Raw genomic sequence first — 18,716 nt, 5'->3', positions numbered from 1 at the left:
GCGGCGAAACTTGCTGTACGAACGTACAAACTGTTACATGTAGGAAATTTTCTTACACACGCGGACTTCCGACACGGGCGGGGGCGAGGAAACCCCGCACGCACGCGTGCTTACGGACGATCCGCCGCAAACTTGAGCGACGGCGGCTACGGTACAGGCGCAGGACGGACCGGCCCGCCGCACATGAACTTTGTCAGTGCCGCACCATGCCGGCCGTTGTAAGGCCGCCGTCGCGTATGCAACGGGTGATGCTGTCCGCGTCCACCGGGCGCGAAAAGAAGTAACCCTGAAAGCGGTCGCAGTGTTCACGCTTCAGGAAACCCAGTTGCTCCGGCGTTTCCACGCCTTCGGCCACGGTGGTCAGCCGCAGGCTGCGTGCCAGTGCGATGATGACGCGGATGATGGCCGCATCGTCCTCGTCCTCGCCGATGTCACGCACGAAGGACTTGTCGATTTTCACGATGTCGATGGGAAAACGCTTCAGATAGGACAGCGACGAGTACCCGGTACCGAAATCGTCCATCGAGATGCGCACCCCCATGTGCTTCAGCGCCTTGAGCATGCCTATGGTCGTTTCCGCATCCTTCATCAGCACCGATTCGGTGATTTCCAGCACCAGCTTGTCGGCCGGAAAGCCCGTGTCCTCCAGCGTGCTGCGTACCGTTTCGAGCAGGCGGGGCTGCGCGAACTGGACCGCCGACACGTTGACCGACACGCTCAGGTGATCAAGGCCAAGGCTGTGCCACCGCTTGCCCTGGCTGCATGCCTCGCGCATCACCCAGGCACCGATCTCCACGATGAGACCCGACTCGTCGGCCAGCGGAATGAAGCGGTCCGGCGACACCACGCCGCGCTGCGGATGTTTCCAGCGCAACAGGGCCTCCACGCCCGACACCTCGCCGGTTTCGCCGTTGAGTATGGGCTGGTAATGCAGAAAGAACTCGCCGCGCTGGACGGCGTGGCGCAGATGGGTTTCCAGCACCAGCTTCTCGGCCGAACTGGCCCTCAGCTCGCGCGAATAGAAATTCATGCTGTTGCCCCCCGAGCGCTTGACAACCGCCATGGCCGCCTCGGCGTTCATGATGAGCGACTGCGCATCGTCGCCGTCGTCCGGCGTCATGGCAATACCCACGGAGGCGGTCAGGTAGAGCTCGAGGCCATCCTTGTTCACCGGCGCAAGAAAGCAGTCCATCAGCCCCTGGGCGAACTGCACCGCCGCCTCACGCGTCCGGCACGAGGGTGCGAACACGCAGAAGCGGTCGCCACTCAGTCGCGCAATCATCGCTCCGGCGCCGGCGCGCTCGATGAGGCGGCGCACCACTTCGCGCAGCACGGCATTTCCGGCGTCGTAGCCGAAACTCGTGTTGATACGCAGGAAGTGGTCGATATCCACCACCATCAAGGTCGCGTGCTGCGCCTCGACGCTGCGCCGGGCGGTATCCAGCCAGTCGTCGATCTGCGCGCGCAGCAGCGTCTGGTTGGGCAGGGCGGACAGCGTGTCGAAGAAGGCGAGCGCGTGAATGCGGGCGTCCGCCGTCTGTACCGCGCGCCGTGCCTCGACACCGCGCAGCTCGCGCTCGATCACCGGCACCAGGCGCGCGATATTGCCCTTCTGCACGTAGTCGGCCACGCCATTGCGCATGGCCGAGAACGCCATTTGATCCGAAATCTTGCCGGAATAGATGATGAAGGGAATGTCATGTCCGCTGCGCCGCACGACGTCCAGCGCGGAGGCGGAATCGAAGCCGGGCATGGCGTGATCGGAAATGATGAGGTCCCAGTCGCGCTCTTCCAGAGCGCGTGCCAGATCCTGCGCGCTGTCCACGCGCTCCGAATAGGTATCGAGACCGCGCGCGCTCAACTGTGCGTTCAGCAGGAAGACATCGTCTTCGTTGTCCTCGACCATCAGTACCTTGATGGTCTTGAACCCACCGACCTTGTCCACATGGCGGTCCATTACATTCATTCCGGGGAGCGTGAACGATCAACGGAATGAATGGACGGCAAGGATTGCCGGAACTTGAGCGCCCGGGTCAGGCCCGTGAGGACATATTTCTCGGTAGGCGAAACGCGCCTTCCGGTCAGGTGGCGCGGCAGGCCCGGTTGCGTCCGTCCTTCTTTGCGTTCATGAGCGCCTGGTCGGCCAGCGTGAGCAGCGAATCCGCGTCCGGCATCGCGGCAAGCCGCCCGGCCGCGCCAATGCTGATGGAACTGGCCAGCCGCAGCCGCCCGGCCATGGTCGGCGTCGCGGCCACCGACGCGCACAGGCGCTGCGCGCAGGCCATGGCCTGATCGATATCGGTATCGGGACAGATGATGAGGAATTCGTCGCCCCCGGTGCGGCATATCACGTCCTGCGCCCGCGCCCCGTCACGCAGGGTGCGCGCGGTCCGTTCGAGGAGCTGGTCGGCCACGTCGCGTCCATAGGTATCGTTGATCTGCCGGAAGTGATCGATATCGATCAGCAGGCAGGACAATGGGCGCTCGCTGCGCAGCGAGATCGCCCATTCCTGGCCCAGACGACTCATCGCGTAACGCCGGTTGGGCAGACCGGTGAGAGAATCGGTCAGTGCGATTTCCTGCAGCCGGCGGTTGCTGATACCCAGTTCGGCCGCATAGCGCCGGATTTCCTCGCGCTCGATTTCCAGTTCCTTCTGCATGCGCACGAGACGCTGACCGGCGCGCAACCTCGCTTCCAGCACGCGCGGACGCAGCGGCTTCACCATATAGTCATCGGCGCCGGATTCGAAGGCCTCGATGAGGCGGGCATCGTCCTCGTGCCCGGTGAGCATGATGATGTAGATGGACCGGCCGATGCGGGTCTGGCGCAAGGTGCGCGTCAGTTCGAGGCCATTCATCTGTGGCATCGCCCAGTCGATCACCATGATGTGCGGCTGGAAATCCAGTGCGTGATCCATGCCCGCAACGCCATCGACCGCCGATTCGACCTGGTATCCATTGCGTTGCAGAAGTGCCTGCAGCGTCATGCGGGTGGAGGCATCGTCCTCGACCACAAGCACGCGCAAGCCGTCGCCGACTGGGGCATCGTTCGCCGCCGGCTGTGCCACCACCTGTTCCGGCGCGCCTGCCGGCGCCGCCGCGGGCGGCGCCGGATGGACGCTGGGGAGCGCGTAAGCGTCCACCGGCAGCATCCTGGACCAGTCCTTCCAGTCCAGAGCCACCTCGTCTATCAGCAGGCCGACCTGTTCCGGCACCCATTCCATGCGGGCTGCGAGCGCGCGCGCGGCATCCAGTTCCACCGCCTGCTCCGCGCCCTCGGTCATGCAGATGAACTGCACCGCTCGTGCGAGACCGAGCGCGAGCGTCAGGCCCTGTTCGCGCGATCCCGGTTCGAACACGGTGTGCAGTGCGTTGCGGTGACCGAGCACGGCCGACACGAAGAAGCGCGGCATGCCCCAGTCCTGCAGCATGGCGGCACTCAGTTCCACGTGGGTCATGGCGAAGGCCTGGCGTTCGAGCCCGAGCAGTGCGCCGGCATCGCCGCGCGCTTCGTCCAGCACCCGCGAATACTGCACCGGAAAAACGCTGGCCAGACCCAGTTCGCCGATGCTGGAAAGCAGACCGACGCTGAAACTCTCTTCCACCCCCGCGCTGCGCAGCCGCATCATGATCTTCTGCATCGCGATGGCACGGATGACCGATCCAGTCCAGAAACGCGAATACGGGAAACTGCGGCACAGCCCATCGCCGTTGCTCGAAATGAGCGAGAAGCCAAGCGCGAGATTGCGCACCGCAGCCATGCCCAGAACCGCCAGCGCATCGCGCAGCGCAACCACGGGACGCGAACCCGCCGGCAGCGTGCCATTGGCCGCGCGCACCAGACGTCCGACCAGCGCAGGATCGCCCTGTATCAGTCGCGCCAGCTCCGCCAGCGAGGCGTCGCCCCGCTGGCTGGTCCGCGCGATGGACAAGGCGATCCCCTTGGGCGACGGCAATTCGCCCGCTGCCTTGATCTCCTCGAAGCGGTTAAGATCGATCAGCTCATTCATATTTCAGTCACGACAACCCGCACGGCCGGCATGCCGCATCCTGCATGTCATGCAGCCCCTTACGGCGCGGGGGGCGCGGAACTTGAGGGCAGTCGGGGGGGCAGAACGCGGTCCGGCCCACGGCGCAGCCGAATCGGGCGGAAATCCCGACCTTGCGGCACGGTAAACTCCGCCATTCCTCTTCCATCCGACTGCCCGGTCGGGCGACGAACATGAAGTACTGCGCACACTGTGGCCACGAAGTCGAGCTCCGGATCCCGGACGGCGACAGCCGTATCCGTCATGTCTGTCCGTCCTGCGGCGCCATCCACTACCAGAATCCGCGCATGATCGTGGGCACGCTGCCGGTGTGGCACGAACAGGTGCTGCTGTGCCGGCGCGCGATCGAACCGCGTCATGGCTACTGGACGCTGCCTGCGGGATTCATGGAGAACGGCGAAAGCGCCGCCGAGGGGGCCATCCGCGAAACGCTGGAGGAAGCCTCGGCGCGGGTCGAGGTGATCGCGCCCTACACGATGGTCAGCGTGCCCTTCATCGACCAGATCCACCTGCTGTTCCTCGCCCGCCTGACGGATCTGGATTTCGCGCCCGGCAGCGAATCGCTTGAGGTGAAGCTGTTCTCCGAACAGGACATCCCGTGGAACGAGCTGGCTTTCCGCAGCGTGGCCATGACGCTGGACATCTTCTTCCGTGAAAGGCGGGAGGGGCGATTCGGCGTACATCATTTCACTTTGCAGCCGGTACCGGTAGCGCCACCGGGTACCGCGTGAATGTTCACACCGTGCCCGGCATGGCCGTGTCGGCGGCACCCAGGCTGAAACTGAAGCAGGCGCCCTGCCCCGGCTCACCGGTCGCGGCGACGTGGCCGCCGTGCAGTCGCACCGCCCTCTGCACGATGGCCAGCCCGATGCCGCTGCCCTCGTAATCACGGCTGTTGTGCAGGCGCTGGAAGGGTGAGAACAGGCGCCCGACATAGGCCATGTCGAAGCCGGCGCCATTGTCGCGCACGAACCATCCGGGTTGGCCTTCCAGCACGGTCTGCCCCATCTCGACACGCGCCTCGGGCTGCTGGCGGGAAAACTTCCACGCGTTGCGCAGCAGATTCTCGATCACCACTCGCGCAAGCCCGGGATCGGCGTCGCACCACAGACCTTCCGGGATGACCCACTGCACGCGTCGTCCAGGCGCCTCGATGTCGAGATCGCCGATCACATCGCGCGCAATGTCCGACAGGTTCACCAGACTGCGATGCACCTCGGCGCGCGACACGCGCGACAACTCGAGCAGATCATCGATCAATTCGCCCATGCGCTGGCTGTTGCGCCGTATCCGCGAAAGGTACTCGCGTCCCTGCTCGTCGAGCAGGTCGCCATAGTCCTCGACAAGAAGCCGCGAAAAGCCATCGAGCGCACGCAGCGGCGCGCGCAGGTCGTGCGACACCGAATAGCTGAAGGCCTCGAGTTCCTTGATGGCCGATTCGAGCGCTGCGGTGCGCTGACCGACACGACGTTCCAGTTCGTCGTTGTGCGACCGTACGTTCTCGACATGCTCTGCCTGCATCCTCGCGGCTTCCCGCTGGTCGGTCACATCGCGCCGGACCGACACGAGACCGGTGAAGTCGCCGTCGTCGTCGGTCAGTGGAATGATGGCGACCTCGTAGATGCGCGGGTCGTTGCCGGCCAGATCGATCACCTGCTCCTCGAAATGAGGCACGCGCTCCCGTCTTACCTTCTCGGCCAGCGCATGGTTGTGCCGGAGGCTGTCCGCGATCGACGGCAGATGAGCCGCGAGTTCCTCGCTGGTGGTTCCGAGCCAGGCCACCTTCTTCAGGCAGCGCGTTTCCAGCAGCGCGCGGTTGGCGAGGCGCCAGCGAAGATGTCGGTCCTTGAGCACGATCAGTTCCGGCAGCGCGTCCACCAGCGCACGCAGACGGAACTCCTCTTCGCGCAGTGCCTCACGCGCCAGCATTTCAGCGGTGATGTCGCGGCTCACCCCTCGATAGCCGCAGAATGCGCCCGTCGCGTCGAATACCGGTTCGCCGGAAGAGGCGAGATAGCGCGAACGGCCGCCGTCACGACGCCGCGACAGGAAATCGCGGAACGGTTCGTGCCGCTCGAGCGTCTGCCGCAGCAGCCCCCAGGGTTGGGTCAGCGCCTCCTCGCCGGGAATTTCCCACGGCAGATGGCCGTCGAGCGCGGCATCGCCGAAGTGCACGCCGGTCAGCCCGTCCGGCAGCCGGTGATAGCGCAGATCGGCATCCAGCTCCCAGTGCCAGTCCGATGACAGCATGGTCAGCGCGCGGAAGTGCGCTTCGCGTTCGCGCAGGGTGCGCCGCGCCAGCCGCTTTTCCGCCATGGCGGCACCGATGAACAGCGCGGTGGCGGCGGTGAGCATGATGAGGCCATGCAGCGCCAGCATCTGCACCCGCATCGGATGCGGAATGAAGGGTGAAAGGCCCTGCACCGTGCCGGCCATGGCAATCATGGCCCCGAGCACATAGGCTGCCCAGCCGACGCGCGGCGGAAAGCGCAGCGCCACCCATACCACCAGCGGCAACATGGTGTAGAGCTGCAGCATGGGATCGGGCAGATGGACCAGTCCGAAGAAGGTGGCGGCGATCAACCCGAGCAGCGCGCAGGTCACGACACACTGTTCCACGGGCCGACGCCACAAGGCGGACAGCGGGCTGTCCGTTTCCCACGCCAGCATGGGCAGCAGCACGATGACGCAGCCCAGCGCATCGGCCAGCCAGGCGCACGAAAAGGCGTCGAACCAGGACGCGGAGGACAGCCCGTGCGCCAGCACCTGCGCCGCAACCTCGCACAGCGCGCTCGGCACCGCGATCAGATAGATGACCGCGATCAGCTTGAAGGCACCGTCGGTGCGCTCGAGCAGTTCATGTGGGCGTCCGCCGAAACGGCGCATCGCGAAAGCGCCGATGCAGGGCGCCACGATCTGCCCGGAGGCGGTGATCGCTCCTGCGATCAGCCCGTGGCCGGACAATACCGCCGCGGTCAGCGCACCGAATGCCACGCCGGGAAGCCAGCGCACACCGCCCTTGAGCAGTGCGAACAGCCCCAGCCCCATGGGCGCCCACATCGGCAGCTCGCCACCGACCGGATCGCGGAACTGCAGACTGAGGGCTGCAAGCATGCAATACGCGACCGCGATCAGCAGATTCACGATCCAGAGGTGACGTATTCCCTGGACCACCTGTTCCGGGGAAAGCGCGAGCTCGGCTTGCAGCCCGGACTGCGGCGTACTCACGCGTCGGCTCCACGCGCGCGCGGCGCGACGGCCAGGACGCGGCCGGCGCAAGGACACGGAAGTCGCCCGTTGTTCATGGAAGGCTGCACGAAATATCCCTGTGAAGCATCTGCTGGAAAAGCGTTGTCCTCGCCTGGAGCGTCCGACGGATCCGGCCGGGGCGTGCGCAAGGGGGGGCGGTCGGCTGTCGCACCGGGCTGCTTGCGATGACGGGGGCCGGCGACGGGCAGCGCGGCCATCGCATCCATGCCTGTGGGCAGGGGGCGTTCGGGCCGCGTACCGACGCTCATCGTCCTGCGGGTCCGGGCAGGACGGTCGCCGCGACGCGATGCGGCAGACGGCAGGGCGCGACATCACGCAGGTGCGTCGTCGCCCAGGCGGCCATATGCTCGCACAAGCCGGCCTCTTGCGGGACAGGATTTATGCTGTCGCCCGCCTCCCGCGCCGCCTCGCGCAAGGTCCGGCGTCAGCGCACGCCATCGCTTTCCAGTTCGATCAACAACGCGAACGGGGTCGCGGGGACGGAGTCAGGCACCCGCATCTGCGCCGCAGCCCGTGCCAGGGCCGCCTGCACCTGTGCGTCGATGGACATGTCACCGCTGCCGCGCAACACCCGGATCGCGCGCACGCGGCGCGCTGCGACGCGCAGCTCCAGGGTCATGACGAAAGCAGGCCAGTCCGGACGCTGTGCGCTATCGACCCCGCGCAGCAACGCATAGCGCAAGGCGCGAACGCCTGCCTCATCCGGCAGCACCTCGGCGGCAGCAGGCGCCCCATCGGCCGCCGCTCCGCCGCCGACATCCCGGCGACGCCGGGTCGATGCGGCGGACGGCGCCGCATTGTGGAGGCGGCTCGCCTCCGTTTGCGGGACGGCTTCGGCAGGCGTGCCTGCAGGACGCAGCCTTGCCGCCAGGGGCGCGCCATCGGCCACCGGCTTCACGCGCGGAACCGGGTTCGGCCAGAACAGCAGCAGATGCATCACGACCGACAGCGCCAGGGCGCCCACCAGGGCGGGCACACGAAATGCTCGGTGCGGTTGCAAATTCGCATTCCTTTGCTAGAGTGAGCGGGCACCTTGCGCCGCAATCCCTTGTCCGGCGCGGATGCGTGACGTCACACGTTTCACTTCGACTGACCTGTTTTCAGAAGAGGAGGCGTAGGGTCATGCTGGAGCAGCCCTCCCGGACCACATTCCATGAGGCGCGTCGCCGGACGCATCCGTGGATTCTGACGCTGGATGCCAATGGCGTGCCACATCGCTGGATAAGCTGGCAGCACGCGGTGTTCTATCATGCCAAGGACCTGGTCGCCTGGGTCGCGGGCAGTCACGAGTTCGAAATCCGGGGCGGCATCAATCGCAGCACGGGCGAACAGTCCTGCATACGCACCAACAGCATCATCGCGATCAAGGGTCGCAGTCATGCGCACAAGCTGCAGGCTGCGGTGCCGCCGCTGAACAACCGCGAACTGTTCCATCGAGACCGGTCGATCTGCGCCTACTGCGGCGGTGAATTCTCATACCAGAAGCTCACCCGCGACCACATCGTGCCGGTATCCCAGGGCGGACGCGACCTGTGGATGAATGTGGTCACCTGTTGCCGGCCCTGCAACCAGCGCAAGAGCGGCCGTACGCCGGAACAGGCTCACATGCAGTTGCTGTATACGCCTTACGTACCGAACAAGGCCGAATACCTCATCCTGAGCAACCGCAACATCCTGGCCGATCAGATGGATTTCCTGGCGCAGCACGTGAACGCCAACAGTCGCTGGAAACAGATACCGGTCGCGGTGTGAGCCGTCCGCGTGCTCACAGCACCGGGATCACGCTGGCGCGCCGCGTGGTCCTCGGCAGCAGTATCTGGAACACGGTGCCCTGCCCGACCGCGCTCTTGCACGACAGCGATCCGCCCAGCGCCTTCACTTCGGCGAGCGCCTGACTGAGCCGCCCGCGCCCGCCCTGGCTGCCATCCCCGGCGAACAGTTCCGCCAGCCGCGCGGAATCCATGCCACGACCGAAGTCACGTACGCGGATTTCGGCGAAGGCGGTGCCATTCACCACCAATCCTTCCGCGGTGCTGAAGGCGATGCGCCCCTTTGCCCCGAACTGGTCGGCACTGACCGCAATGAGGCTGACCAGCACGTTGCGGATGACCGCCGCCGGCAGATGCAGAGGTGGCAAGGCGCTGTCCAGATGCATTTCGGTGGTGAGCACACGGTTGCGGAACAGACGCTGCTCCGCGTCTGCCACCACCTGTTCGACGAGCTGATTGAGATCGACGCGCTGCACCTCGACCGACACGTCCGAGGGCCTCGCTTCGAACTGCTCCAGAACCGTTTCGATGCGCTGGATCTGATCGCCGAGCACGCCCATCTCCGGCTCGACCAGCGACTCCGCGCCCATCTTCAGGCGCATGGCCTTGATCTGCTGCCGGGACAGTGCGATCGGCGAATGCAGCTCGCTGCGCAGATGGCGGATGGCGCGCTGGCCATGTTCGGAAAGCGCACGGCGCTGTTCCGTCAGTTCGCGATGCTGGCGGTGGTGGTGGGCAAATGCGCCGCCCGCAGCCGCGGCAAGCGCCAGCAAGGCCTCGGGGTCGGCCGACAGCGCTCGGTGCTGGGCAAGATCGAGCCGGAACAACGCCACCGCCTCGACCAGGCCGCTGGCCGGCAAAGGCAGCAGCAAGACCACCCGGTGTTCGCCGCGCGCGGCCAGTTGCCGCTGCAGGTTGACCGGCAGAGCCTGAATGGCGAGCCGGTCCTCCAGCCATACCGGCCGGCCCGCGATCAGTTGCTCGCGCACGCTCGTGAGCGGCGACAGATCGAGCGCCTCGCGCACCTCGGTCGTGCCACCATCGATGGCCGGCCACAAGGGGCTTCCAGGTTCGCTGCGCCAGCCGCGCAGCGGCACGCAGTCGCACAGTAGGGCGCAGGCAACGCGGAACTGCGCCCAGATGCCGGCATCTCCTCCATGACCGAAGGCCTTGCCCAACAGCCCATCGCGCGCGAGCCGGCGCAGCAGGCGCTCGTCCGGCGCCCCGGCCGACACGGTATGCGCCTCCGGCCGGAACACCCAGGCTTCGTCGACCAGACATTCGGCGGCCGGAAGCTCAAGCCAGGCGGCCGCCGTGGCGGTGCCGTCGCGCGCGCGCGCAAGCGCCATCGCCACGGCGTCCGGAGGCAGTTTGAGCAATGCCGAAGCGATGGACAGCCGGACATCCAGATCATTCGGACTTCCACCGGACAGCTCTTCTGCAGCGCGCAGAATGCGGACCAGAACCGGTGCGTCGGCAAACAGATCGGCTGCGGCATGCGAAAAGCGCAAGGCATCGAGCAGTTCGTCCGAGGCGCAGCCGTGCAGAAGCCGCGCCGCCATGGCGCCATGGTGTTCGCCGACCGCCTCGATCTCGGCCGATGCCAGGGCATGCTCATCCGCGACCTGCGCCATGCGTTGCGCCCCCGCTTCGCTGCGCGCCAGCAGGAGCAGCGCCACATCGGCGAGCAGACCGGCGAAGAACGCCTCGTCCATATCGCACTGCCCGGTCGCCTGCGCGAGCTCGCGTGCGATATGCGCACACAGCAGCGAATGCAACTGGAAACGGCAGCGGGCTGGATCGGGCAACCGGCCACTCTGGCGTTCGTCAAAGTCGGCCAGCACGGCGGCGCGCAACAGTGCCTGCCCGCAGACAGCGAGCGTCGTTTCGAAGCGCTGTGCCACGCGGTCCGACGAAGGCAGCGCAAGCGTGGCGGAGGCGCGCAGCAGACGCAGCACCCACAGCGGATCGAGGCGCAGCAGTGCCGCCGGCGCATCGGCGCCGGACGGCAACGCCCGCTCGCCGAGCACCACGCCCGCCAGAAACGGCAGCGTAGGCAGCCCGGACGGCAGAACACCGTCGATCGCGCTGTCGTGGGGACACATGCTGAGGAACGCCCTGTTGTCGCCGGATACCGTGTTCCGGCGCTGACCTCTTTGGTTTTATCTGGCCGCTCCGGGAGATGAATGGGTCACGCCCCCCGTTTTTCGGCCTTCATCCGGAGCGCGCCGGGCCGGAAACCCGCAGTTGTCCGGAACGACGCCTCATCCTGTTCGCCCATGATACCGCAGCAAAATAGCCGAAACCCGCGCCAATGCTGGGATACGGAGAATTTCTCCGGCCCGTGCAACCGATCGTCGCCCGCCCCGGCCGCAAGCCGAACACCGGTGCAGGACTTCGCGCGAAGCGGCAACCATTACAAATCGTTACGCCACTCGAAACCGGGGTTTACGACCGCGCGACAAGCTGTCTGCGCTACCGGAGCATTCCGGCGAATGGAGAACGAATGATGAAACCCAACGCGTACGGAAAGAGATCGCTGCTGGCCTCACTCGCCGCGGCAGGCGCCCTGTCCGGCCTTCTCGCGGTCAACCTGCCCGCGCATGCGGAAGGCCGCGATGGTCCGCCGCCTCGCCATCAGGGGCCGTGCAACCACGGGCCGAAGGATATGGGCAAACGGATGGAAATGAAGGTTGACCGGTTGTTCAGCCGGGTCGGCGCCAGCGAGGACCAGAAAGCGCGCGCACGCGACATCGTGCGGGCCGCGAACGAGGAAATGGCCAGATTGCGCGACAGCGACGGCAAACCGGGCGAGCGTCATGAAAGGATGCTGCAACTGCTGACCGCCGACACGCTGGATCGCGACGCCATCGAACAGCAAAGGACGATGCGCCAGTCGCACATGGATCAGGCCTCCCGCCTGATGACGCGTACGGTGACCGATCTGGCCGAGGTGCTGACACCTGCGCAGCGCAAGGAGGCTGCGAAGGAACTGTCCATGCTGGGCGCAGGCGGCCCCGCCGGAGCGCGCGGACCGCACGGCCGCCCGCCGCGCCACGGCGACGGCCCGCCGGACGCGCCGCGCGGCTGATCAGGCGGTGCCGAACAGGCGCGCCAGCTCGGCCCCGGGGTCGGCAGCGCGCATGAAGGCTTCGCCGACCAGGAAGGCGTGCACGTCGCGCGCCCGCATGGTCGCGACGTGCTCCGGCGCCAGGATGCCGCTTTCGGTAATCACGAGGCGGTCGGCCGGAATGCGCTCGAGCTGGGACAACGTGAAATCCAGCGATACCTCGAAGGTGCGCAGACTGCGGTTGTTGATGCCCATCAGCGGTGTATCGAGCCGCAGCGCGAGGTCGAGTTCGCCCGCGTCGTGGCTTTCCACCAGCACCGCCATGCCCAGTTCCGCCGCCAGCGATTCCAGCGCGCGCATGTCGGCCACCGCCCGCGCCTTCTGTGCGGCATCGGCCTCGCCCGAAGGCGGCAGGAAGGCGGCAACGATGAGCAGGATGCAGTCGGCGCCCATCGCCCGCGCCTCGACCACCTGATAAGGATCGATGATGAAGTCCTTGCGCAATACCGGCAGGCTGCAGGCCGCGCGCGCCTCGACCAGGTAATCCGGGCTGCCCTGGAAGTACTCTCGGTCGGTCAGCACCGACAGACAGGCTGCGCCGCCCGCCTGGTAGGAACGGGCAATGTCGGCAGGACGGAAATCGGCGCGCAGCACGCCCTTCGACGGGCTGGCCTTCTTCACTTCGGCGATCACCGCCGGCTTGTTCACGGCTACCCGCGTCTTCAGTGCGGCAGCGAAATCGCGCACGGGCGACTGGCTGGCGGCGCGGTCGCGCAGACGCTCCATCGGTTCGCGCACATGACCGGCGGCGATCTCTTCCCGCTTGGTCGCCAGAATCTTCTGCAGGATGTCGGACATGTCCGGTCTCTGTTGCCTCGGTTGACTTCAATTCGCGAACGAACGCGAAAGCTCGGCCAGCTTGTCCAGCCGCGCACGCGCCGCGCCGGATTCCACCACCTCGCGGGCGCGCTCCACACCGTCGCGCAGATCGGCGGCCACGCCCGACACGTACAGACTGGCGCCGGCATTGAGCAGCACGATGTCGCGCGCCGGCGCGTAGCGACCTTCGATCGCCGCCAGCAACATGTCGCGCGACGCCTGTACATCGGCCACGCGCAGCGTATCGAGCGCGTGCACGGCCAGCCCGAGATCGGACGGATGCACCGAATACTCGCGCACCGCGCCATCGCGCAGTTCGCCCACATGGGTTTCGCCGCTGATGGACAGTTCGTCCAGCCCGTCGCGGCCGTGCACCACCATCACATTGCGCGAGCCCAGTTCCTTCAGCACACGGGCCAGTATTCCGACCAGGTCGGCGTGAAACACGCCCATCACCTGATTGGCCGCACCCGCCGGATTGGTGAGCGGGCCGAGAATGTTGAACAGCGTGCGCACGCCCAGCTCGCGGCGCACCGGTGCCGCGTGCTTCATCGCGCTGTGGTGATTGGGCGCGAACATGAAGCCGACGCCCACCTGTTCGATGCAGGCCGCGACCTGCTCCGGTGCGAGGTTGAGGTTCACGCCCAGCGCCTCCAGCACGTCGGCCGACCCGCTCTGCGAAGAACTTGCGCGGCCGCCGTGCTTGGCCACCCGCGCACCGGCGGCGGCGGCGACGAACATCGACGCGGTGGAAATATTGAAGGTGTGGGCGCCGTCGCCGCCGGTGCCGCAGGTATCGACCAGCGTCTGCACGCTGTCCACCGGCACCTTCATCGACAGCTCGCGCATGACCATGGCCGCGGCCGCGATCTCGCCGACGGTTTCCTTCTTCACGCGCAGCCCGATCAGGATGGCCGCGATCAAGGGCGGCGACACCTCGCCGGTCATGATCTGGCGCATCAGCGCGGTCATTTCATCGCGGAAGATCTCGCGGTGCTCGATCACGCGCTCGAGCGCCTGTTTCGGGGTGAAGCCGCTCATCGCCATCCCTCCTCGCTCAAGGCTTGCGGAACTCATCCAGGAAGTTCTTCAGCATCTGGTGGCCATGCTCGGTCAGGATGGATTCCGGATGGAACTGCACCCCTTCGATCGCCAGCGTCCTGTGGCGCAGACCCATGATTTCGCCGTCGTCGGTCCACGCGGTCACCTCGAGGCAATCGGGCAAGGTATCGCGCGACACCGCCAGCGAGTGGTAGCGGATGGCGGTGAACGGGTTGGGCAGGCCGCGGAACATGCCACGGTCGGCATGATGGATGGCGGCCGTCTTGCCATGCATCACCACCCTGGCATGCACCACATCGCCGCCGAAAGCCGCGCCTATGCTCTGGTGACCGAGGCACACGCCCAGTATCGGGTACTTGCCGGCAAAGGCCTTGATCAGCGGCACCGACACGCCCGCTTCATTCGGCGAACAGGGTCCGGGCGACACCACGATGTGGTCCGGCTTCAGCGCGTCGATCTGTTCCAGCGTGATCTCGTCATTGCGATACACGCGCACGTCTTCACCGAGCTCGCCGAAGTACTGCACGAGGTTGTAGGTGAAGGAGTCGTAATTGTCGATCATCAACAGCATGGTGGCGTCTTCCGAGGGCCGTGTTTCGGAGCATTCTCAACCTTCGCGGCATCCGGCGCACGGACAGGCAGCGCCTGACACGGCGGGCATACGTTGAAGGGAGGGCTTGGTCGCACGCGAGGCGTGCCGGGCGGGGCGTTCAGGCGGCAGGCTTGCGCCAGCGCAGGCCGGAATACGGGGCGGGAATGATGATCGTCGGGCGCATGCCGCGGATTATGGCGCGCGGCGCGGCCTTGTACAAGGCGGCCTCAACTGCGGGAGGCCACGGTGTTCAGGCGGCAGGGCTGGACAACTGCCGCACCGACGCAACCAGGTCCGTGAAGCGCTCGCCCTGCACCTGTATGTGGCCGCGTATCAGTTCGGCCGCGCGCTCGCCGTCGCCCGCCACGATGGCATCGACGATGGACTGGTGCTCGGAATACGAAACCTTCATGCGGTTGCGCACGCGCAACTGCAGCCGTCGGTAGGGACGCAGGCGCCGGTGCAGGCTGATCGCCTGTTCCGCCAGGAAGCCGTTGTGACTGGCCATGTAGATCTGGCGGTGGAACAGTTCGTTGAGCCAGTAATAGGCGTCCGGGTTGTCGGCGTCGCGTGCCGACTCGCAGGCCTGGTGCGCATCGCGCAGCGCGACGATTTCCTGCTCGCTGATGCGGCGCGCCGCCAGGCGCGCGCACATGGCTTCCAGTTCCGCCATCACGTCGAACATTTCGCACAGCCGGTGCGGCTCGATTTCCGCCACCACGGCGCCGCGCCGCGGCCGCATGTCCACCAGACCGGCCGAAGCGAGCTGGATCAGCGCCTCACGTATCGGCGTGCGTGAAACGCCGAAAGCGGCCGCCAGCTCCTGCTCATCCAGCCGCGCCCCCGGGCGCAGCAGCCCGGTGACGATCTGTTCCTCGATCTTTTCGCACAACTGTTCGGACAGGCGCAGCGGCGCCGGGGCGTGGTCCATGTCGGGCTCCTCGGGCATTCCGGAAAAGTATAGACATAGCTTGACTTTGAATACAACGAATCCTAACGTGTATACACGTTTGATCAACTTACATACAAAAAGTGATCTGACGTATTTCGCCGAAGCAAGCCCCTCGACATAAAAAGGGGCGCCGGCACCACGACATGCATCCAAACGACTGGAGGAGACTTGCATGAATACCCCGCGCCGTTTCGCCCTGCGCAGCCTTGTCGCGTCCGTACTGTCCACATCCGTCCTGGCGGTCGGCCTCGTTGCCGCGCAGCCGGCAGTGGCCCAGACCACACTCAAGCTTTCGCACCAGTTTCCCGCCGCCACCTCCCCGGACGGCGATTTCCGCGACCGGCTGGCCAAGCAGTTTGCCGCCGAAGTCGAGAAACGCACCAATGGCCAGGTCAAGATCACCGTCTATCCCGGCAACTCGCTGATGAAGACCAACAGTCAGTTCGGCGCGCTGCGCAAGGGTGCGCTGGACCTGACGGTGCTGCCGCTCGCCTACGGCGGCGGAGAAGTCCCCGAGGTGAACCTCACGCTGATGCCGGCCCTCATCACCTCGTACGAACAGGGCCTGCGCTGGCGCACCTCGCCCATCGGCCAGAAGCTGGAGCGGCATCTGGAAGAAAAGGGCATGAAAATCCTCACCTGGGTGTGGCAGGCGGGCGGCATCGCCTCGGCCGACAAGGCGGTGGTGGCGCCGGATGACGTGAAGGGCATCAAGTTCCGCGGCGGCAGTCGCGAAATGGACGTGATGCTGAAGGAAGCCGGTGCGGCCATCACCAACGTGCCGTCGAACGAAATCTACAGCGGCATGCAGTCCAAGGTGCTCGACGCCGCGCTCACCTCCTCCACCTCGCACATCAGCTTCCGCCTGTACGAAACCTCGAAAGCCTTCACCACCGGCCGCGACCACAGCTTCTGGTACATGTTCGAACCCCTGCTCATTTCCATGAGCACCTTCAACCGGCTCACGCCGGAACAGCAGAAGGTGATGGTGGAGGTCGGACAGAGCCTCGAAAAATTCGCGATGGAAGAGGCCAAGAAGGACGACGAACGTGCAGCCGAGGTATTCGCGAAGGCCGGCATCAAGGTGGTGGACATGGACGAAGCCTCGTTCAACAAGTGGCGTGATCTCGCCCAGAAGACCGCCTGGAAGGACTTTGCCGAAAAGGTGAAGGACGGCAAGACGTGGATGGACATGGCGACTTCGGTCAAGTGACCTGAACCGTCCGGGAGGGTTGAACCATGTTCTCGCTCATCGCCGGCGCGCTGCGCCGGTTCAACCGGCTCGTCGCCTATCTGTCCGGTGGCGTCATCATCGTCGCCGCCGGCATCCTGGTCTGGCAGGTCGCCGTACGTTACTGGCTGAAATGGCCCACAGACTGGGAAATCGAGCTGTGCGTCATGTTGCTCATCATTTCCACCTTCATGGGCGCGGCGCACACCCAGGCCGAGCGGGGGCATGTCGCGATAGACCTGCTGGACACGATGCTGCCCTCGCGCATCAATCGTGTCCGGCAACGACTTGCCGACGGGCTCACCTTCGCCTTCTGCGGCTTCATCGCCTTCAACGCCTGGGAGTTCTTCCACGAGGCCTGGGTCGATGGCAAGACCAGTCCCTCGCTGTGGGGACCGAAGCTGTGGATTCCCTATTTCTTCGTCGCCCTCGGCATGACCACGCTGACGCTCGAGCTGGCGCTGCAGAGCCTGCGGCGCAAGGAGGCCTGATATGGACATGCTCACGCTTTCCCTGCTGTTCGCGACAGCCACCTTCATCGGCCTGTTTTCCGGCATGCCGATCGCGTTTGCGCTGGGCGGTGTCGCGCTGGTGTTCATGCTCATCTTCATGCCGATCTCGTCGGTGTCGCTGGTGACCGAAACCATCTACGCGGAACTGGACAACTTCACCTTGCTCACCATCCCGCTGTTCGTGCTGATGGGCGCGGCGATCGGCAAGTCGCGCGCCGGCGAGGATCTGTATGCCTCGCTCAACCGCTGGCTCTACCGCGTGCCGGGTGGCCTCGGCGTCGCCAACACGCTGGCGTGCTCGGTGTTCTCGGCGATGTGCGGTTCCAGTCCGGCCACCTGCTCGGCGATCGGCAGTTCGGGCATTCCGCAGATGCGGGCACGCGGCTACTCGGACGGTCTGTCGACCGGCCTCATCGCCGCCGGCGGCACGCTGGGCATCCTGATCCCGCCCAGCCTCACCCTCATCCTGTACGGTCTGGCCACCGAACAGTCCATCGGCAAGCTGTTCATGGCCGGCGTGGGACCGGGTCTGCTGCTCACCCTGCTGTTCGCGCTCTACGTCATGTGGCGCTACAAGAAGGAAAAGGCACAGGCACGCGCTTCCGCTGACGCCAGCGGAGACGGCTCGCACGCGCTGCTGCAGGAAGAGCGCTACTCCTGGGCCGAGCGGCTGGAATCGCTGCCGCGCTTCGCGCCCTTCCTCGCCGTCATCGCCATCGTCATGATTGCGCTGTATGGCGGCTGGGCCACGCCGTCGGAAGTGGCCGGCATCGGCGCCTTCTTTTCGCTGCTCATGGTGATGGCCATCTACCGCTGCTACCGCTGGTCCGATCTCCGGATCATCCTCAATGGCACGGTGAAGGAAAGCTGCATGATCATGATGATCATCGGCATGTCCTTCCTCTACACCTGGGTCATGAGCAATCTGAACATCACCCAGGAAGCCGCGCAGTGGCTGGTGACACTGCCCATCGGCAAGTGGGGCTTCTTCTTCGCGGTGTGCGCGCTGCTGCTGGTGCTCGGTTTCTTCCTGCCGCCGGTGGCCATCATCCTGATGGTGACGCCCATCATCCTGCCCGCGCTCAATGCCCACGGCTTCGACCTCATCTGGTTCGGCGTCATCATGACCATCATGCTCGAAGCCGGGCTGGTTACACCGCCGGTGGGTCTGAACCTGTTCGTCATCAATGGCATCGCGCCGGACGTACCGCTCAAGGCCATCATGAAAGGGGTGCTGCCCTTCATCTGGCTCATGCTGCTTGCGGTGCTCCTGCTCTGCGTGCTGCCCGGCATCGCCATGTGGCTGCCCAACCACTATCACGGGAGCTGA

Annotated in this window: 15 protein-coding genes; 6 read left to right on the top strand and 9 right to left on the bottom strand. The window is 65.7% G+C overall.

All coding sequences use genetic code 11. The annotated features are described in order from the left end of the window. Nucleotides 1-193 precede the first annotated feature (193 nt). Together A3Q7_RS0100715 and A3Q7_RS0100710 are read right to left on the bottom strand one after the other, a co-directional pair. On the bottom strand, nucleotides 194-1,957 hold the full coding sequence (locus tag A3Q7_RS0100715; RefSeq protein ID WP_018409925.1) for a putative bifunctional diguanylate cyclase/phosphodiesterase: 1,764 nt from the start codon (nucleotides 1,955-1,957) through the stop codon (nucleotides 194-196). A gap of 124 nt (nucleotides 1,958-2,081) precedes the next feature. Beyond that, on the bottom strand, nucleotides 2,082-4,010 hold the full coding sequence (locus tag A3Q7_RS0100710) for a diguanylate cyclase (protein ID WP_018409924.1): 1,929 nt from the start codon (nucleotides 4,008-4,010) through the stop codon (nucleotides 2,082-2,084). A 212-nt stretch (nucleotides 4,011-4,222) separates the two neighbouring features. On the opposite strand from A3Q7_RS0100710, the gene A3Q7_RS0100705 reads away from it, so the two are divergent. Beyond that, nucleotides 4,223-4,780 (top strand): NUDIX hydrolase, encoded by a 558-nt coding sequence (locus tag A3Q7_RS0100705; RefSeq protein ID WP_018409923.1) that lies wholly within the window; start codon nucleotides 4,223-4,225, stop codon nucleotides 4,778-4,780. A 4-nt stretch (nucleotides 4,781-4,784) separates the two neighbouring features. Here the strand turns inward: A3Q7_RS0100705 and A3Q7_RS0100700 are convergent, their stop codons facing one another. Beyond that, nucleotides 4,785-7,277 carry an MASE1 domain-containing protein gene (locus tag A3Q7_RS0100700; RefSeq protein ID WP_232417756.1) on the bottom strand — a complete coding sequence of 831 codons (2,493 nt, stop codon included), beginning with the start codon at nucleotides 7,275-7,277 and terminating at the stop codon, nucleotides 4,785-4,787. A 466-nt stretch (nucleotides 7,278-7,743) separates the two neighbouring features. Beyond that, nucleotides 7,744-8,295, bottom strand: coding sequence for a hypothetical protein (locus A3Q7_RS0100695; protein ID WP_018409921.1), 552 nt, complete (start codon nucleotides 8,293-8,295; stop codon nucleotides 7,744-7,746). A 146-nt stretch (nucleotides 8,296-8,441) separates the two neighbouring features. Between A3Q7_RS0100695 and A3Q7_RS0100690 the strand changes: the two genes are divergently transcribed. Further along, a complete protein-coding gene (locus A3Q7_RS0100690; RefSeq protein WP_018409920.1) occupies nucleotides 8,442-9,071 on the top strand; it encodes an HNH endonuclease in 630 nt (209 codons plus the stop codon). 13 nt (nucleotides 9,072-9,084) lie between these two features. Here the strand turns inward: A3Q7_RS0100690 and A3Q7_RS0100685 are convergent, their stop codons facing one another. Continuing rightward, nucleotides 9,085-11,193, bottom strand: a complete 2,109-nt coding sequence (locus A3Q7_RS0100685) for an HDOD domain-containing protein (protein WP_018409919.1) — start codon at nucleotides 11,191-11,193, stop codon at nucleotides 9,085-9,087. Between the two features lie 239 nt (nucleotides 11,194-11,432). Here A3Q7_RS0100685 and A3Q7_RS0100680 point away from each other — a divergent pair, with 239 nt between their 5' ends. Beyond that, nucleotides 11,433-12,179 carry a Spy/CpxP family protein refolding chaperone gene (locus tag A3Q7_RS0100680; RefSeq protein ID WP_232417754.1) on the top strand — a complete coding sequence of 249 codons (747 nt, stop codon included), beginning with the start codon at nucleotides 11,433-11,435 and terminating at the stop codon, nucleotides 12,177-12,179. Here the strand turns inward: A3Q7_RS0100680 and trpC are convergent, their stop codons facing one another. The 4 genes from trpC to A3Q7_RS0100655 form a co-directional block, all read right to left on the bottom strand. Beyond that, complete coding sequence (trpC, locus tag A3Q7_RS0100675; protein ID WP_018409917.1) at nucleotides 12,180-13,016, bottom strand: indole-3-glycerol phosphate synthase TrpC; 837 nt, start codon at nucleotides 13,014-13,016, stop codon at nucleotides 12,180-12,182. Nucleotides 13,017-13,043: 27 nt separating this feature from the next. After that, nucleotides 13,044-14,078 carry an anthranilate phosphoribosyltransferase gene (gene trpD / locus A3Q7_RS0100670; RefSeq protein ID WP_040570728.1) on the bottom strand — a complete coding sequence of 345 codons (1,035 nt, stop codon included), beginning with the start codon at nucleotides 14,076-14,078 and terminating at the stop codon, nucleotides 13,044-13,046. A gap of 16 nt (nucleotides 14,079-14,094) precedes the next feature. Then, the gene (locus A3Q7_RS0100665; protein WP_018409915.1) at nucleotides 14,095-14,670 is read right to left on the bottom strand and encodes an anthranilate synthase component II; all 576 of its coding nucleotides are present in this window, start codon (nucleotides 14,668-14,670) and stop codon (nucleotides 14,095-14,097) included. A 271-nt stretch (nucleotides 14,671-14,941) separates the two neighbouring features. Further along, nucleotides 14,942-15,622, bottom strand: a complete 681-nt coding sequence (locus A3Q7_RS0100655) for a GntR family transcriptional regulator (RefSeq protein WP_026224329.1) — start codon at nucleotides 15,620-15,622, stop codon at nucleotides 14,942-14,944. A gap of 193 nt (nucleotides 15,623-15,815) precedes the next feature. Here A3Q7_RS0100655 and dctP point away from each other — a divergent pair, with 193 nt between their 5' ends. Genes dctP through A3Q7_RS0100640 form a run of 3 tightly spaced genes read left to right on the top strand, consistent with a single transcriptional unit; the run spans nucleotide 15,816 to nucleotide 18,716 of the window. Further along, entirely contained in the window at nucleotides 15,816-16,856 is a 1,041-nt protein-coding gene (gene dctP, locus A3Q7_RS0100650) for a TRAP transporter substrate-binding protein DctP (RefSeq protein ID WP_018409912.1), read from the top strand. Nucleotides 16,857-16,882: 26 nt separating this feature from the next. Beyond that, on the top strand, nucleotides 16,883-17,365 hold the full coding sequence (locus A3Q7_RS0100645; RefSeq protein ID WP_018409911.1) for a TRAP transporter small permease: 483 nt from the start codon (nucleotides 16,883-16,885) through the stop codon (nucleotides 17,363-17,365). A 7-nt stretch (nucleotides 17,366-17,372) separates the two neighbouring features. Then, a complete protein-coding gene (locus A3Q7_RS0100640; protein ID WP_232417752.1) occupies nucleotides 17,373-18,716 on the top strand; it encodes a TRAP transporter large permease in 1,344 nt (447 codons plus the stop codon).

Source organism: Methyloversatilis thermotolerans, from assembly GCF_000372885.1.
In the GTDB taxonomy this organism is placed as follows: Bacteria; Pseudomonadota; Gammaproteobacteria; order Burkholderiales; family Rhodocyclaceae; genus Methyloversatilis; species Methyloversatilis thermotolerans.
The sequence above is the reverse complement of the archived record's forward strand: the minus strand, read 5'-3'. Positions and strand labels throughout refer to the sequence as shown.

Coding starts and splice junctions, on each gene's coding strand:
- A3Q7_RS0100640 (WP_232417752.1), top strand. CDS start 17,373: ATGCTCACGCTTTCCCTGCTGTTCGCGACAGCCACCTTCATCGGCCTG.
- A3Q7_RS0100645 (WP_018409911.1), top strand. CDS start 16,883: ATGTTCTCGCTCATCGCCGGCGCGCTGCGCCGGTTCAACCGGCTCGTC.
- trpD (WP_040570728.1), bottom strand. CDS start 14,078: ATGAGCGGCTTCACCCCGAAACAGGCGCTCGAGCGCGTGATCGAGCAC.
- A3Q7_RS0100715 (WP_018409925.1), bottom strand. CDS start 1,957: ATGGACCGCCATGTGGACAAGGTCGGTGGGTTCAAGACCATCAAGGTA.
- A3Q7_RS0100710 (WP_018409924.1), bottom strand. CDS start 4,010: ATGAATGAGCTGATCGATCTTAACCGCTTCGAGGAGATCAAGGCAGCG.
- A3Q7_RS0100655 (WP_026224329.1), bottom strand. CDS start 15,622: ATGGACCACGCCCCGGCGCCGCTGCGCCTGTCCGAACAGTTGTGCGAA.
- A3Q7_RS0100685 (WP_018409919.1), bottom strand. CDS start 11,193: ATGTGTCCCCACGACAGCGCGATCGACGGTGTTCTGCCGTCCGGGCTG.
- trpC (WP_018409917.1), bottom strand. CDS start 13,016: ATGTCCGACATCCTGCAGAAGATTCTGGCGACCAAGCGGGAAGAGATC.
- A3Q7_RS0100690 (WP_018409920.1), top strand. CDS start 8,442: ATGCTGGAGCAGCCCTCCCGGACCACATTCCATGAGGCGCGTCGCCGG.
- dctP (WP_018409912.1), top strand. CDS start 15,816: ATGAATACCCCGCGCCGTTTCGCCCTGCGCAGCCTTGTCGCGTCCGTA.
- A3Q7_RS0100705 (WP_018409923.1), top strand. CDS start 4,223: ATGAAGTACTGCGCACACTGTGGCCACGAAGTCGAGCTCCGGATCCCG.
- A3Q7_RS0100665 (WP_018409915.1), bottom strand. CDS start 14,670: ATGCTGTTGATGATCGACAATTACGACTCCTTCACCTACAACCTCGTG.